This window comes from Krasilnikovia cinnamomea, assembly GCF_004217545.1.
Taxonomy (GTDB): Bacteria; Actinomycetota; Actinomycetes; order Mycobacteriales; family Micromonosporaceae; genus Actinoplanes; species Actinoplanes cinnamomeus.
On record NZ_SHKY01000001.1, the window covers coordinates 7280849 to 7294808 of the forward strand.

Annotated in this window: 12 protein-coding genes; 1 reads left to right on the forward strand and 11 read right to left on the reverse strand. The window is 73.8% G+C overall.

Annotation, left to right across the window (positions count from 1 at the left end; genetic code table 11):
• Positions 1–8: 8 nt before the first annotated feature.
• The 10 genes from EV385_RS32115 to EV385_RS32160 all read right to left on the reverse strand — a co-directional run bounded on the left by EV385_RS32115 (position 9) and on the right by EV385_RS32160 (position 9649).
• Entirely contained in the window at positions 9–473 is a 465-nt protein-coding gene (locus tag EV385_RS32115) for a hypothetical protein (protein ID WP_130512849.1), read from the reverse strand.
• A complete protein-coding gene (locus EV385_RS32120; protein ID WP_130512850.1) occupies positions 448–1068 on the reverse strand; it encodes an RNA polymerase sigma factor in 621 nt (206 codons plus the stop codon). The genes EV385_RS32115 and EV385_RS32120 overlap by 26 nt, the downstream gene beginning before the upstream one ends.
• 94 nt (positions 1069–1162) lie before the next feature.
• Positions 1163–2824 carry a substrate-binding domain-containing protein gene (locus tag EV385_RS32125; RefSeq protein ID WP_130512851.1) on the reverse strand — a complete coding sequence of 554 codons (1662 nt, stop codon included), beginning with the start codon at positions 2822–2824 and terminating at the stop codon, positions 1163–1165.
• A 185-nt stretch (positions 2825–3009) separates the two neighbouring features.
• On the reverse strand, positions 3010–3312 hold the full coding sequence (locus EV385_RS32130; RefSeq protein ID WP_130512852.1) for a DUF6506 family protein: 303 nt from the start codon (positions 3310–3312) through the stop codon (positions 3010–3012).
• Between the two features lie 35 nt (positions 3313–3347).
• Entirely contained in the window at positions 3348–3644 is a 297-nt protein-coding gene (locus tag EV385_RS32135; protein WP_130512853.1) for an acyl carrier protein, read from the reverse strand.
• A complete protein-coding gene (locus EV385_RS32140; RefSeq protein WP_130512854.1) occupies positions 3631–5430 on the reverse strand; it encodes a fatty acyl-AMP ligase in 1800 nt (599 codons plus the stop codon). Before EV385_RS32140 ends, EV385_RS32135 begins: the two co-directional genes overlap by 14 nt.
• Positions 5427–6989 (reverse strand): amidophosphoribosyltransferase, encoded by a 1563-nt coding sequence (gene purF, locus EV385_RS32145; protein ID WP_130512855.1) that lies wholly within the window; start codon positions 6987–6989, stop codon positions 5427–5429. The genes EV385_RS32140 and purF overlap by 4 nt, the downstream gene beginning before the upstream one ends.
• The gene (locus EV385_RS32150; protein ID WP_130512856.1) at positions 6982–7479 is read right to left on the reverse strand and encodes a hypothetical protein; all 498 of its coding nucleotides are present in this window, start codon (positions 7477–7479) and stop codon (positions 6982–6984) included. Before EV385_RS32150 ends, purF begins: the two co-directional genes overlap by 8 nt.
• Positions 7476–8333: a hypothetical protein gene (locus EV385_RS32155; RefSeq protein ID WP_130512857.1), complete on the reverse strand. Its 858-nt coding sequence runs from the start codon at positions 8331–8333 to the stop codon at positions 7476–7478. Before EV385_RS32155 ends, EV385_RS32150 begins: the two co-directional genes overlap by 4 nt.
• 11 nt (positions 8334–8344) lie before the next feature.
• Complete coding sequence (locus tag EV385_RS32160; protein ID WP_130512858.1) at positions 8345–9649, reverse strand: flavin-containing monooxygenase; 1305 nt, start codon at positions 9647–9649, stop codon at positions 8345–8347.
• A 159-nt stretch (positions 9650–9808) separates the two neighbouring features.
• Between EV385_RS32160 and EV385_RS32165 the strand changes: the two genes are divergently transcribed.
• Positions 9809–12190 (forward strand): MMPL family transporter, encoded by a 2382-nt coding sequence (locus EV385_RS32165; RefSeq protein WP_130512859.1) that lies wholly within the window; start codon positions 9809–9811, stop codon positions 12188–12190.
• 32 nt (positions 12191–12222) lie between these two features.
• On the opposite strand, the gene EV385_RS32170 is transcribed toward EV385_RS32165, so the two are convergent.
• Positions 12223–13947, reverse strand: coding sequence for a N,N-dimethylformamidase beta subunit family domain-containing protein (locus tag EV385_RS32170; protein ID WP_130512860.1), 1725 nt, complete (start codon positions 13945–13947; stop codon positions 12223–12225).
• Positions 13948–13960 lie beyond the last annotated feature (13 nt).

Below are 13960 nucleotides of genomic sequence, written 5' to 3' on the forward strand. Positions count from 1 at the left end.
GAGTGCCGCTAGAAGCGCATCCAGCCGGTGACCAGGCGCGTGGCGTCGGCCTCCCAGCGCAGTCTGATCGGCTCGGCGGGCAGCTCGTCGAGGCTGAAGCAGCCGAGCTCGTCCACGTCCACGCTGGCCATGTGCCCGTTGGCGCCCTCGACGCTGAGCTTGCCGGGCTGCGGCGGCATCACCTGACCGACCACGACGTCGCCGCTGCGTTCCACCTGGACGGAGACCGACCGGCCCTCGAACAGCACGGTCCGGTAGTTCTCCACGTCCGGGCCGCGGACCGCCGCGAGCTCGGGCTCCAGCACGGAGTCGAAGACGAGGCTGGCCAGCTCCAGCTCCTCGTCGATGGTGCGCCACGCGAACGCCGCCTCACCGGCCCGTTGGAGCGCCGGGGTGAGGGGTTGCGCCGTCCGCAGCGCCGCCGCGAGATCCTGCAGCAGCAGCTCGTCATCGTTCCAGGCTTGCGACGCCACGTCGACCACCTTCCTTGTCGTGCGACCCTGAGTCGCGGTACCGCGCGATGGAGGAGCTCTCCCGCAGCCGTTGCAGTGCCCGGGCACGGGTGGGACCGATACTTCCGACCGCGATGCCCAGCCGCTGGCTGATCTCCGCGTACGGGACCGGCGGGTCGGCGACCAGCAGCAGCATCAGTTCCCGCTGGTGTTCGGGCAACTCGGCGAACGCCGCCAGCAGGGCGCGATGGCGTTCCGATTCCAGGAGCCGTTCGTCCGGCTGGGCCGTGTCGGTGGCCTCGACGGCCCCGCGTTCGTCGGTGGGGTCGAAGGGGCGCATGCGTTTGCTGTTGCGGATCAGCCGCAGGCACTCGTTGCGGGTGGTGGTGATGATCCACATTGGCAGGGCCTGCGGTTCCCGCAGTTTGCCGAGGTTCTCCACCAGGCGCAGCCACACCGTCTGGCCCACGTCCTCGGCGTCGCTGCCGCGCAGCCGGTGATCGCGGATCACGGATGCCACCAGCGGGGTGTACCGGGACACCAGGGACGCCCAGGCGGTGGAGTCGCCGCTCCCCGCGGCCGCCACCAGGGCGCCGATGGGATTCGCGTCGTCCATGCCCTTACCTCCTCGTTGACGAGGGCGGTCGACAAGGCTTCACATCCTATTGTCCCGTATGCCGGTTGCATGGCTTTCCTCCCGGGTCAGCGGGTCAGCGGGTCGGCGCCGGGGCGCAGTCGGGCCGGCAGGCGCGCTGGCCCAGGGCGTCCAGGAAGACCTCGCGGACATCGCGAGGATCGCGGGCCACGTACGAGGCACCGCCGGTCGCCGCGCTGATCCTCGCGAGCGCCCGGACGTCGCTGTCCGGGCCCAACGCCACCGTGATCACGGGTACGGGCCGACCGGTGGCCTGCCCGGCCCGCAACGCCGCCAGCAGCGCGGCGCGGCTCAGTCCGTGCCGGTCGTCGTTCGCCCCGTCGGTGATCAGGATGACCGCGTTGACCTTGCGCGGGTTCCAGCCCTGCCGCACGGCGCCCACCGCCGCGAGCGTGGTGTCGTACAGCCCGGTGTTCCCGCCGGGGACGGGGCGCACACCGGTCAGCGCGTCGACCAGGCGGAACCGGTTGCCGGTGCCGTCCGAGCCGGCGGCCAGGGGCGCGACCGGGACCAGCTCCCGGTAGTCCGTGGTGGGAGTCAGATCGGTGGCGAAGATCCACAGCCCGGCCTCGGTGCTGTCCGGGTACAGCGCGAGCCCGCGCTCCGCGGCCTGCTTCGCCAGGTCAATCCGGGTGGCGCCGGGCAGGCCCTCGACCGCGCGCCCCATCGACCCGGACACGTCCAGGACGGCCAGCAGGCGCGCGTCACGCCGTACCGTGTCCAGCATCCGGTCGACCCCGCGCAGCGCCGCGTCGTCCGGCGCGGACGCCGGCACCGGGCCGGGCGCACCCCAGCCGGCCAGCGGCGCACCGGCCTGGCCCCGTACGTCGCGAAAGCCCGCCGCCGTGACCAGTTCCTGCCCGGCCGCGCCGCGCAGCGCGTCGAACAGCAGCCCCGCGACCTGCTGGCGGTAGCCGTCGAGGGTGAGCACCGTGAACGGGTAGTCGAAGACGAACCCGGCCCGCCGGGGGTAGAGCGGCACCAGCGCGCTCCGGGCGGCCCACGCCGCCTGCTCCGTCATCGGCGCCGCCGCGTGGCCCTTGGCCAGCGCCGCCGGGGTCAGGGCGGCCGGCGCGGCGTCCGGCTCGGCGGTGCGCAGCACTCCGGTGAGCGCGGCCCGCGCGTCGGGCCGCCGCGCGACCGCGCCCCGCAGCGACAGCACGGCCCCGGCGGTGGCCGCCGAGCCGCGTTCGGGCAGCCGCAGCGCCACCGGCCGGTCCCCGCCCGCCGCGGCGACCAGATCGTCGATCGAGGGCCGGGCACCGCCGAGCCGGGCCGCGACATCCGGGGAGACCGCGAGCACCAGCGGGCTGGTGGCCACGGACCGGGCCGGATCCGGGCGGCCCACGACGTCGGCGCCCAAGCGGCGCAGCACCACCGTGGACTCGGGGATCCACACGTCCGGCGGCCGGGCGCTGGCGCGGGTCACCGCGTCGGCGACCTCGGCCGAGCTCCGCGCGGTCACCGCGACCGAGAAGCAGCCGGAGCGGCCCGCCACGCGGACCAGCCGGCGGCTGACCTCGCCCACCGCACCGGCGATGTCCGGGGCCGCCGCGACCTGCAACACCGGCCGGGGCTCGGCGCACCCGGAGGCGCCCTGCCCGACCCGGGTCGCCGCGAACACCCCGGTCAGCACCACCAGCACGGAAACCGCGGCGTACAGCCGCGCGCCGCGGAACCACGTCCTGGCGCGGGCCGGGCGGGGCGCTGCGTTCATCGGAGGACTCCTCGTTTCTCACCGGATTCGCCTGCGGAGCGCGGCGCGTGCCGGGCATCCGTTGAGCAAGATGGCCGAGCGGGCGCATTGATACATCCGGTCGCGGACACGCGCGGGCCGATCGACAGCAGAAACGACGAGGGCCAGGACGACGTGGTCCTGGCCCCCGCGTGAATCGGTGCTTCTCAGTCCGGGAACAGGGCGTGCATGCCGTTGATCGACTCGGGGCCGTAGCCGACGGAACCGACCGGCACCGCGCCGTCGATGGCCTCGATGACCTTGGCCGTCCAGACCGGCCCGAATCCGCCGCACAGCTCGATGAGCTGGATCCCGTCGGCGACCAGGGCCCGGGCGACCGCCACACCCTGCTCCGGGCGGCTCACCCCCACCATGATCCCGTCGAACGCGTCGCTGCGGATCGAGGCGCGGTGCTTGTCCGGATCGAGCCCGGCCCCGGTGACGATGAACCCGAAACGCTCCAGTGGCATCCATTCCTCCTGGTGTGTGCTCCGCCTGCCGTGGCCTACGCCTGCGCGGCCACGGCGATCTCGGCGACCTGGATCAGGGACACGTCGGGCGGGACGTCGGCCGGATCCACCGCGATGTCGAACTCATCCTCCAGGTCCGCCAGCAGCATCGCGCTGACCAGCGACGTCATGCCGTACACCGCCAGCGGCGCGTCGCCGTCCAGCGAGTCGGGCGCGACGCCCAGGGTGTCGCCGAGATGGGTACGCAGCCACGCTACGACCGCCGCGGTGGAAACACCGGGATTCCCCGCCGTGGTCGCCGGCAGCGCGGCGCCCACCTCACGCGGCCGCACGCGGCCACCTCGCCAGCACCGGCAGCGTGCCCTGGGCCAGGTGCGTCGCGCACTCGCCGCGGCGCACCTTCCCGCTGGTCGTACGCGGCACCCTGCCCCGCGGCACCAGCACGATGCCGGTGGCCACCGGCAGGTGCTCGGCCACCGCCCGCGCCGCCGCCACGGTCAGCGCCTGCGCCTCCGCTTCGGTGACGTCGCGGGCCACCTCGGCGACCACGGTCACCGAGTCCGCACCGGCCTCGCCGAACGCCGCCGCGATCCCGCCCGCCAGCAGCGGATCGGACGCCTGCACCAGCCGTTCGAAGTCGTGCGGGTAGTAGTTCGCCCCCCGGATGATCACCACGTCCTTGAGCCGGCCCGTGACGTACAGCTCGCCCTCCTCCAGGAAGCCCAGGTCGCCGGTGCGCAGCCAGCCCCGGCCGGGCTCGTCGGCCAGCTCCGCCGCGAAGATCTCACGGCTGCTCTCCTGCTGACCCCAGTACCCGACCCCGTTGCTGGGCGAGTCCACCCAGATCTCCCCGACCTGCCCGGGACGGCACCGCCGGAACGTGACGGGATCGACCACGGCGACCTCCACCTCGGCGGCCGTGGCGCCGCAGCCCACCACCTCGGCGGCGGGCGCGTCGGGTCCGGCGGCGCTGGCCAGGGCGTGGGCCAGTTCCTCGCGGTCGAAGCGGCCCACCTTCAGCGGCTCGTCGGCGCGGCCGCCGCTGACGAACAGCGTCGACTCGGCCAGGCCGTACCCGGCGGTCGGTGCGGTCTCGGGCAGGCCGCTGACGGCGAACGCCTTGATGAACGCGCGCATCGTCTCCGCGCGGACCGGCTCGGCGCCGCTCAGGGCCACCCGCCAGCCGCTGAGGTCCAGCTCGCGGCGGACCTCCGGCTCGATGCGGGCGGCGCACAGCGCGTACGCGAAGTCCGGCGCCGGGGAGATCACGTCGTGGCGGCCGGAGATCGCCCGCAGCCAGCGTTCCGGGCGCACCATGAAGGTCTCGGGCGCCATCACGATCGCCTGGGCGCGGACGTACAGCGGCTGCAGCAGCCCGGCGCAGAGCCCCATGTCGTGGTACACCGGCAGCCAGCTGACCACCGTGGACTCCGACGTGACCTGCAGGTGCCCGGCGATGATCCGCTGGTTGGCCAGCATCGCCCCGTGCGTGATCACGACGCCGCGCGGCGCGGCCGTCGAACCCGAGGTGTACTGCAGGAACGCGACCTCGTTCGAGTCCACCCACCCCGGCACGTCGACCAGGTTGTCCGTGTCCCGGGGCTCGGCGGCGATCAGGTGCATCCGGCGCAGCACCGGCTCGCCCGCGGCGACCTGCGCCAGCGCGTCCACCACCGCGCCGGGCACCACGGCCGCGACCGGTTCGGCGTCGGCGCAGATCGCCAGCAGCCGGTCCAGCCGGTTCGCCCGCTTGCCGTTGGCGGCCGAGCGCAGCCCGGCCGGCCGGATCGGCGGCACCGGCACCGCCACCAGGTCGCTGTACAGGCAGGCCAGGAACGCGACGTGGAACCGCAGGTCCGGCATCGCGGGCACCAGCACCCGGTCACCGGGCGCCGCCACGGCCCGCAGGTCCGCCGCCAGGGCGCGGGCCTCGCGGTCCAGCTCGCCCCAGGTCAGCACCTCGGCGGTCTGCCCGTCGCGGTCCAGGGCGGTCAGCACGGTGCGCTCCGGGTTGCGCACCGCCTCCTCGTGCACGGTGGCCGGCAGCGACCGGATCAGCGTCGACGGGCGGGCGGCATCCGCCGCCACGACGGGTCGGGTGAACGTGTCACTGGTCATCGTTGAGGTTCCTTCCGAATGCTTCGGTGGTTGGCGGTGCGGTGCGCGACGGTCCGGCTGACGCAGCCGGCCGGCGCGGGAACGAGAACGTCGTCGGGACGCTGGCCGGGCACCGTGGGCACCCGCACCGGGTAGTCCCCGGTGAGGCAGCCGGTGCAGAACTGACCGGCGGGCGCGCCGACCGCGTCGAGCAGCTGATCCAAGGGCAGATAGTTGAGGCTGTCCACGCCCAGTTCGTCGCGGATCGCGGACAGGGTCGAGGTGGCCGCCGCCAGCTCGCCGTGGCTGCCGACGTCGATGCCGAGCGGGCACGGCCACCGCCACGGCGGCGAGGCGATGCGCAGGTGCACCTCCGCGGCGCCGGCCGCCCGCAGCTGGGCGGTGACGGCGCGGGTGGTGGTGCCCCGCACCAGCGAATCGTCGACGACGACGAGCCGCTTGCCGCGGACCAGCTCCGGGATCAGCCGGAACTTCGAGGCGGCCCGCCGCTCCCGTTCGCCCTGCGCGGCCGCCAGGAACGAACGGCCGTGCTCGCGGTTGCGCACCAGCGGTTCGCCGTACGGCAGCCCGCTGCGCGCCGCGTACCCCTCCGCGGCCGGGATCGCCGAGTCCGGCAGGGGTAGCACGAGCACCTCCCGTTCCGGACGGGTCTCGTCCAGCGGGAGTGGAGCGTGTACGGCGAGTGCCGCACCGGCCCGCCACCGGGTGAGGTACACGGACCGGTCATACAGATCCCCGTCGGGGCGGCTGAAATACACGAATTCGAAGAGGCACAGCCGGTGCTCGACGCTTTCGGGCGGGAACGGGCGCACCGAGCGGATCCCCGACGCGTCCGCCACGACCAGCTCACCGGGCTCCACCTCGCGGACGAAGTCGGCGTCCATCTCCATCAGCGCCGGGGTCTCCGAGGCGAACACCCAGGCGTCGCCGCCCCGGCCCAGGCACAGCGGCCGCAGGCCCTTCGGGTCGCGCAGCCCGTACAGGCTCCGTCCGTCGGTCAGCACGAACGAGTACGCCCCGGTCAGCTTCGGCAGCAGATCGCACAGCGCCTGCTCGAACGACGAGGCGCCCCCCGCGAGCGCCTCGGCCAGCAGGGTCGCGACCGTCAGGCTGTCGCTGGCCCCGGGCTCCAGGTCGCTGCCGTCCGCGGGCTGCGGCGCGGCGACCAGGTTGCCGTTGTGGGCCAGCGCGAACCAGACGCCGCCGACCTGCCGTTCGATCGGCTGGATGTTGGCGGTGCCCAGGCCGCCGGCGGTGGCGTACCGGACGTGGCCCACCGCGACGTCGCCGCGCAGGGCGTCGACGTCGGCGCGGGCCAGGGCCTCGCGGACCGGGCCGGGCCCGGCTACCCGGCCGGTACGGCGGCCCGCCGCACCGGCCGCGATGCCCGCGCTCTGGTCGCCGCGGTGCTGCAGGGCGGCCAGCCCCTGATAGGCCCGCGCCGCCACCCCGGTGTCGGCGGCCCTTGCCGGGGCCGTGGCGAGCACGCCGACCACCCCGCACGCGTCGCGGGGACGGGCGTGGCCGTCCGAGGGCACCAGGCCCTGTCCGCTAGGCATCCAGCGCCCCCGAGGCCAGCAGTTCGGCGAACGCCGCAAGGGTCGGCACGATGTGGGTGGCGGTCGCCAGCACGGCCAGGTTCTGCCGCATCTCGGTGATCGCGACGACGTGGCGGCCCGCCTGGTGCGCCGCGTACATCTCCACCGCCGTGCCCATGCTGGCCTCGTGCCCCGGCAGCCAGGCCACGCAGACGTCGGCCGTCGCCGCCAGCCCCACCAGGTCGTGGAACGTGGTGATCAGACGGTTGACCGGCGGCGCCAGCCGGGTACGGGTGAGCACCGACGCGGTGGCCAGCTCGCCGTGACTGCGGCGCAGCTCGTCGGCGTCCGCGGACAGCCACTGCGCCATCAGCTCGCCCGGATCAAAGATGGTCGCCTGCGGCCGGTGCGCGAGGATCAGGTCGCGCAGGTCACCCCGGTACGACTGGTCGGCGGTGTCGTTGCCGTCGCGGGAGCCCTGCATGAGCCCGGCGAGGAAAAAGGATGTCATTCGTCCTCCAGTGAGTACGGCGCGATCTCAAGGTCTGCCGGGACGATCCGGCGGTAGATGTCCACCCCGCCGAGCACGAAGTCGACGAGTTCGGAGGTGCTCACCGCCAGGGTGTCGGCGATGGCGCCCAGCGAGGTGTCGAAGTCGCGGCGGCCGTGCCGAGCCCACCGGCCCTCGTTGTCGCGGGTCAGCAGGTCCCGCCGGTGCGGCGGCCCGGCGGAGGCGGCCAGCGGGTAGACGAGCTCGTGCAGCCCCAGGTCGCGGTCGACGACCCGTACGGAAAGGTTGTTCTGTTCGGGGTGCAGCAGCAGCGGGCGAACCACCTCGGCCGGTGGTGGCACGGCCCCCAGCACCCGGTCGGTGGCGAAGGTGAACATGCGCGACACGACGTGGTGCCCGCGGCTCGGGCTGAACCGGGTGTACTCCAGGCGCAGCCGGTTACGCTTCGGCGTCCACACCGCCCGGACCCGGCCCGGCGCGGGTTCCCCCGCGCCGGTGCTGCGGAACGGGACCGCCTCCCGCACGGCCGTCACGGTGCCGTTGGGCCCGGCGTCGGCCCGGCGCAGCCGCAACGGCTCCAGGTGCAGCAGGTACGGGTCGTAGACGTCCATCCCGTCCGCCGTGGTGGTCACCGCGGCCACGTGCCGCCCGTCCACCAGGTAGCGGACCGGGCCGTGACCGGCGGCCTCGAGGCGGCGGCCGACCTCGAAGGTCTGCCAGACGCACGACAGGCCGTACACGGCTGGGGCGGGCGCGTCGCCGTAGTACTCGTAGTACTGGCTGACACTGCTGTACGGGACCTCGAAGACCACGTCGGCCAGCGGTCCGGCGGTCGCCTTGTCGGTGACGGTCATCGGTGTACTCCTCAGGACAGGTCGTCGAGGTGGCGGCGCAGCTGGCGCAGGTAGGTGTGCAGCTCGAATTGGGTGAGGCTGCGCGGCGAGTCGATGAACTTGATCCCGCCGCTGACGTCGGGATGCTCGTCGGCCTTGCGCCGGGCCAGCTCGGCGGCGGCCGCGCTGCCGCGATCGCGGCCGGCGATGAACTTCGCGATCACCTTGGTCTGCAGATCCACCGTCGGGAAGTGGCCGCCGGTGCCGTCGGTCAGCCCCGCGACGAACAGGTTGTCGTGCTGGCGGGAGAAGGCGTTCAGGTACAGGTCGGGACGGCCGTCGCGCCAGCTCAGATGCGCGCGGTCGAGGCCCGGCAGCTCCACCTGGAAGCCCGTGGCGTAGACGATCACGTCGACCGCGTCGACCTGGCCGTCAGTGAACTCGACCTTGTCGCCGTGCAGCTCCTTGATCTCCGGGCGGACCTTCACCCGGCCGTGGCCCACGTAGTACGGCAGCAGCGAGTTCACGATCGGCGGGGATTCCAGCAGCTTGTGGTCCGGCACGGGCAGGCCGTAGTCCTGCGGGCGGCCGACCGTGGCGCGCAGCACCAGCTTGTACACGCGCCGGACCAGCCCGATCGGCAGGCGCAGCGACTGGCTTGCGTCGCCGACCTGATCGGCGGGCTTGCCGAGGATGTACTTCGGGACGAAGTAGTAGCCGCGCCGCATGCTGATCGCCACGGACTCGGCGGTCTGTGCGGCCTCCACCGCGATGTCGCAGCCGGAGTTGCCCGCGCCCACCACCAGCACCCGCTTGCCCGTGAAGTCCGCGGCGGTGTCGTAGTCACGCGAGTGCATCGTCTCGCCGTCGAAGCCGCCCTCGTACCGCGGGAACCGGGGTGACCAGTTGTGCCCGTTGGCGAGCACCACCCCGCGGTAGCGGCGGCTGGTGCCGTCGGAGGTCCGGACGATCCAGTGCTCGCCGTCCGGGGTCACCTCGGTGACCTCCTGACCGAAGCGGATGTGCGGCATCAGGTCGAACTGCGCGGCGTACGCTCGCAGGTAGTCCAGAATCGCGTCGTGTCGCGGGTAGGTCGGCAGATCGTCGTCGAGCGGCAGGTCGGGGTACTCGGTCACCTTCTTCGAGGTGATCGTGTGGGTGTTGGCGTACACCGAGCTGCGCGGGTTGGCGCGGTCCCAGATGCCACCCACGCCGTCATGCGCTTCGAGCACCTCGCAGGCCACCCCTTCGGCCATGAGGTTCCTGGCGGCGGCCAGCCCGGACGGGCCGGCACCGATCACGGCGTAGCGGTCCCGCAGGTCAATGCTCGTACTCATTGGCTCCCGGCTCTCTCACTGGATTCGGCGCGTCCGACGGGGCGCGTCTGCAGGAGGAAGATGGCCGGGCCGCCCGATTGATACCGCCGCCGACCTGACGTATCACCGACCGCCGCCCGTGGCTCTGCCAGTGCGGGCCACCGGCCGGAAGGAGACATCGTGACGCGGACCGCGACGAACACCGCACCTCGCAACCTTGGGCGGCGGGTACTACCCCGCCCGGGCTTCGCCGCCTGGGGCCGGATGATCGGCCGGCACCGCCGGCTCGTGCTGGGCCTGTGGCTGGTGGCGGTGCTGGCCGGGGTGCCCGCGCTGAGTCAGTTGTCCGACAACCTGACCGCGGGTGGATTCGAGGTCCCCGGTTCCGGCTCGGCGCGGGTGGCGGCGCTGGAGAAGCAGGCGCTGCCCCAGCGCTTCGACCGCACCAGCGTGCTCGTGGTGCACTCCGACAGGACCACGATCGACGACCCCGGGTACGCCGCGGCGCTGACCCGGGTCCGCGCGGCGCTGGCCGCCAGCCCCGGCGTAGCGGAGGTCTCCGATCCCCTGACCACCCGCCAGGTCTCCCCCGACCGGCGCACCGCCGTCGTGGAGGTGGGCATCAACGAGCCGCAGGACGCGGCATACGCCCACGCCCCCGAGCTGCAGGAGGCGGTGGACCGGGCGCTGCAGGGCACCCCGGCCGACGGCGCGATGACCGGCGACGCCCCGTTCTACGCGGCGTTCCAGGAGACCGGCTCGGAGGACCTGGCCACCGCCGAACGCATCGTGCTGCCGCTGGTGCTGGCGATCCTGCTGCTGGCGCTGGGCAGCGCGGTGGCGGCCCTGCTGCCGCTGGCGCTGGCCGGGATCGCGGCCAGCGTGGGGCTGGCGCTCATCTCGGTGCTGGCCGCCAACACCACGGTGAACATCTTCACCCAGAACCTCGCCACGATGATCGCGGTCGGCGTCGGCGTCGACTACGCGCTGTTCGTGCTGCGGCCGTTCCGCCGGGCCCTGGCCCAGGGGCTGACGCCGCAGGAGGCGGTCGGGGAGGCGCTCGGGAACAGCGGGCACGGCGTGCTGGTGTCCGCGCTGACCGTCGTGGTGGCGCTGGCCGGTACGCAGCTGGTCGACGTGCCCGCGTACCGGTCGATGGGGCTCGGGGCCATGATCGCGGTGGCGGTGGCCGCGGCCGCCGCGCTGACCCTGTTCCCCGCCATGCTGGCGATGCTCGGCACCCGGGTCAACGCGCTGCGGCTGCCCGGACGGCTCGGCCGCCGCACGTACGACGACGAGCCCCGGGCCGGCCGCCTCCGGGCCGTGGTCGGCCTGCCGGTGCGCCGCCCGTGGTGGGTGGTCGGCGCGACGGTCGCCCTGCTGGCGCTGCTGGCGCTGCCCGCGCTGCACCTGCGCCTGGGCACCTCCGGCCCCGACATCCTCGCCGCCGACGCGGCCCCCCGGGTGGCCGCGCAGCGGCTGGCCGACGGCTTCGGCGCGGGCCGGGCCGGGCCGCTGCGGGTGCTGGTCGCCGCGCCGAGCGCCACCGGCGGCCGCGACGCCGCCCCCATCGCCCCCGACACCCGGGCCGGTGTGGAACGCGTCGCCCGGGCCCTGTCGGCCCGGCTGCACACCGACCCGGAGGTCGTGGACGTGGCGCCGCCGCAGATCGGCGCGGACGGCCGGGTCGCGGCGCTGACCGTGGCGACCAAACACGGACCCCAGTCGGCGCAGGTGATCGACCTGGTGCACCGGCTGCGGGCCACCTTGCCCGAGGTGGCGGGCGCCGGGACCACGGTGCTCGTGGGCGGCGAACCCGCCCAGAACGTCGACCTCAACGCGCAGGTCGGCGGCAGCGTGCCCAAGGTGATCGCGCTGGTGCTGGTGTTGTCGTTCGTGCTGCTGATGGTCGCGTTCCGCAGCCTGCCCATCGCCCTGAAGGCGGTGGTGACGAACCTGGCCTCGGTGCTGGCCGTGTACGGCGTCCTGGTGTGGGTCTTCCAGGACGGGCACGGCGCGTCCCTGCTGGGGGTGCAGGCTCCCGGCTACGTCGAGGTGTTCCTGCCGCTGTTCCTGTTCTGCATCCTGTTCGGCCTGTCCATGGACTACGAGGTCTTCCTGCTCACCGCGGTCCGGCGGGCACACCTGGACGGCTACTCGACCAAGGACGCCGTGGTGCGGGCCGTGACCGGGACGGCGGGAGTGATCGGGCCCGCCGCCGCGATCATGATCGTGGTGTTCGGCGGGTTCGCGTTCACCACGCTGATCCCGATCCAGGCCATCGGCTTCGGGCTGGCGGTCGCCGTGCTGCTCGACGTGAGCGTGGTACGGCTGCTACTCGTGCCAGCGACGCTGGTGCTGCTGGGCGAACGCAACTGGTGGCTGCCGAAGTGGCTGGCCGCGCTGCTGCCGCCGACCCCGGTCAAGGCCACCGTGCCGGACCAGGGCGTCCCCGGCGGCCCGCCAACGGCTGCCGGGCCGGAGGGACTCCGGCGGGTGGCCGCACCCACCGACCACACGAGGCCGGCGGTCACTACCGGAGCCACCTCGCCGGAGCCGTAGGCCCGCGGTCGCCTGTGGACGGTCGGCCCGCCTCACCCGGCCGTCGGCTCCCGCGTGTCCCGCGGCCCCGGCCAGAGGTCGTCGGTGGCGACCGGAGCGGGCAGCCAGGAGACCGGCGTACCGGGACCCTCGCCGTCCGCCCGGGTCACGGGCTGGGAGCCCTCGCCGCCGTCCTGCTCGGCGTCGCCGGAGACGGTGCTGTTGCCGGCGTCGAAGGCCTCCGGCGGGATCGACGTGTCGGTTGCCCGGCTGGGGTGGGTAGTTCCGAGCGGGCCCTGGGCCATCGCGGAGATCAGGTTGATCGTGGTGACGGTGAACACCGAGCGGGTCCGTGCGGCCGTGGTGCCGCCGTACCTGCAGGTCGTGCCGTACAGGTGGCAGACCCAGCCGAGGCTTCCGGCCGCGAAGACGCCGGCGCCGGAACCGGACGTGTAGTAGGTGACGTGAGCGTGGTAGGTGCTGTTGGCGTTGCCGTGGCAGCCCTGGATCGCCGCGCCGGCGAGGATCTGCACCGAGGCGTCCGGCGGCAGCGCGTCCGGGTCGACCCGGTCGAACTCGCGCCGCACGCCCTTCGGCAGGACGGTTCCCGGCGGCGTGTCCGCCGGGAACGGCCAGTCGGGGGCGGTGACCACCAGGTCGCCGTCGTGGCCGGGGCAGCCCTGGTAGGACTGGCCGAACAGCGTGCTCTCCGGCGGCATGCCCGGCAGGTGACGGAACCGGATCGTCGCGGCGGCCGGATTGGTGGCGGCCTTCGGGTCGCGGCCCGCCTCGCGGTAGATCGCGAAGGCGCGGTTCGCGCCGAAGCTGGAGCGCATCATCCGGATGCTCCAGTACGCGGTGTTGGCGCCGAACAGAGCGAGGTTCACCCCGGCGTCGCGGGCCGCGTCGAAGCCGGCGCGCATCCGCCGGGTCCAGTACTCCGCGTGCGCGCCGAGCAGGATCCCGCGATGCCGCCGCAGCAGCTCCGGGCGGACATCGATGTCCACGTCGGTCACGTACGCGACGTCCAGCCCGCGCTGCTCGGCGAGCCGGACCAGCGGGTACTCGTCGGTGAGGTAGCCGGCCATGCCGTGGTTGCCGGCGTACGGCCGGTCGAGCGACGCGACCAGGGACCGGCTGGCGTTCCCGGTCGCACCCCGGTAGGAGCTGGCGCCGCCCCAGTCGTTGTAGGCGGCCCAGGTCAGCGGCTCGGACATCAGTACCAGAGGGCTCCGCGAGAGCGGGTCGTGGACGGTCAGCGGAACGAACGCCTGCCCACCCCGGCTGTCGGTGATCTTCAGCAGGTACGAGCCGGGAGTGAACCGGCCGTCGATGTGGATCGAGGTGGTCACGCGCCAGGGCGCTCGCGGGGTACGGGTCGCCCGGTCGATCACCGCGGCCGGCTGGAGCTTCGTCCGGAACGCCCGGGACGTGTAGACGGCCCGCCCGCCCGCGCCGCCGTAGTAGCCCATCCGCCAGGCGGTCACGGTGGCCCTCGGCGCCCGGGTGGACACCATCAGGTGCACGCTGTTACCGCACCGCACCGAAGTCACGTCCGCGAACGCCTGCAGCCTCGTCTTCACCCGCGCGGTGTAGCGCCAGCCGGTGGAGCCGGCACGGCGGTTCTCGGCCTTGACGTACCCGGTTGCGGTGGGTCGTGCCTTGCACGGCACCGGTGCCGCCGCGGCGGCGGACGCGGTGATGGTCGCGACGAAACCGGACATGGCGACCAGGGACGACACGGCGACCGCGAAGGCCACCCGGGCAAGGACACGCACTTCTCAATCCCTC

What these genes read in the sequence shown, in the direction of transcription:
- EV385_RS32160 (WP_130512858.1), bottom strand. Translation starts at nt 9,649, where the DNA reads ATGAGTACGAGCATTGACCTGCGGGACCGCTACGCCGTGATCGGTGCC.
- EV385_RS32150 (WP_130512856.1), bottom strand. Translation starts at nt 7,479, where the DNA reads ATGACATCCTTTTTCCTCGCCGGGCTCATGCAGGGCTCCCGCGACGGC.
- EV385_RS32130 (WP_130512852.1), bottom strand. Translation starts at nt 3,312, where the DNA reads ATGCCACTGGAGCGTTTCGGGTTCATCGTCACCGGGGCCGGGCTCGAT.
- EV385_RS32155 (WP_130512857.1), bottom strand. Translation starts at nt 8,333, where the DNA reads ATGACCGTCACCGACAAGGCGACCGCCGGACCGCTGGCCGACGTGGTC.
- EV385_RS32140 (WP_130512854.1), bottom strand. Translation starts at nt 5,430, where the DNA reads ATGACCAGTGACACGTTCACCCGACCCGTCGTGGCGGCGGATGCCGCC.
- EV385_RS32125 (WP_130512851.1), bottom strand. Translation starts at nt 2,824, where the DNA reads ATGAACGCAGCGCCCCGCCCGGCCCGCGCCAGGACGTGGTTCCGCGGC.
- purF (WP_130512855.1), bottom strand. Translation starts at nt 6,989, where the DNA reads ATGCCTAGCGGACAGGGCCTGGTGCCCTCGGACGGCCACGCCCGTCCC.
- EV385_RS32120 (WP_130512850.1), bottom strand. Translation starts at nt 1,068, where the DNA reads ATGGACGACGCGAATCCCATCGGCGCCCTGGTGGCGGCCGCGGGGAGC.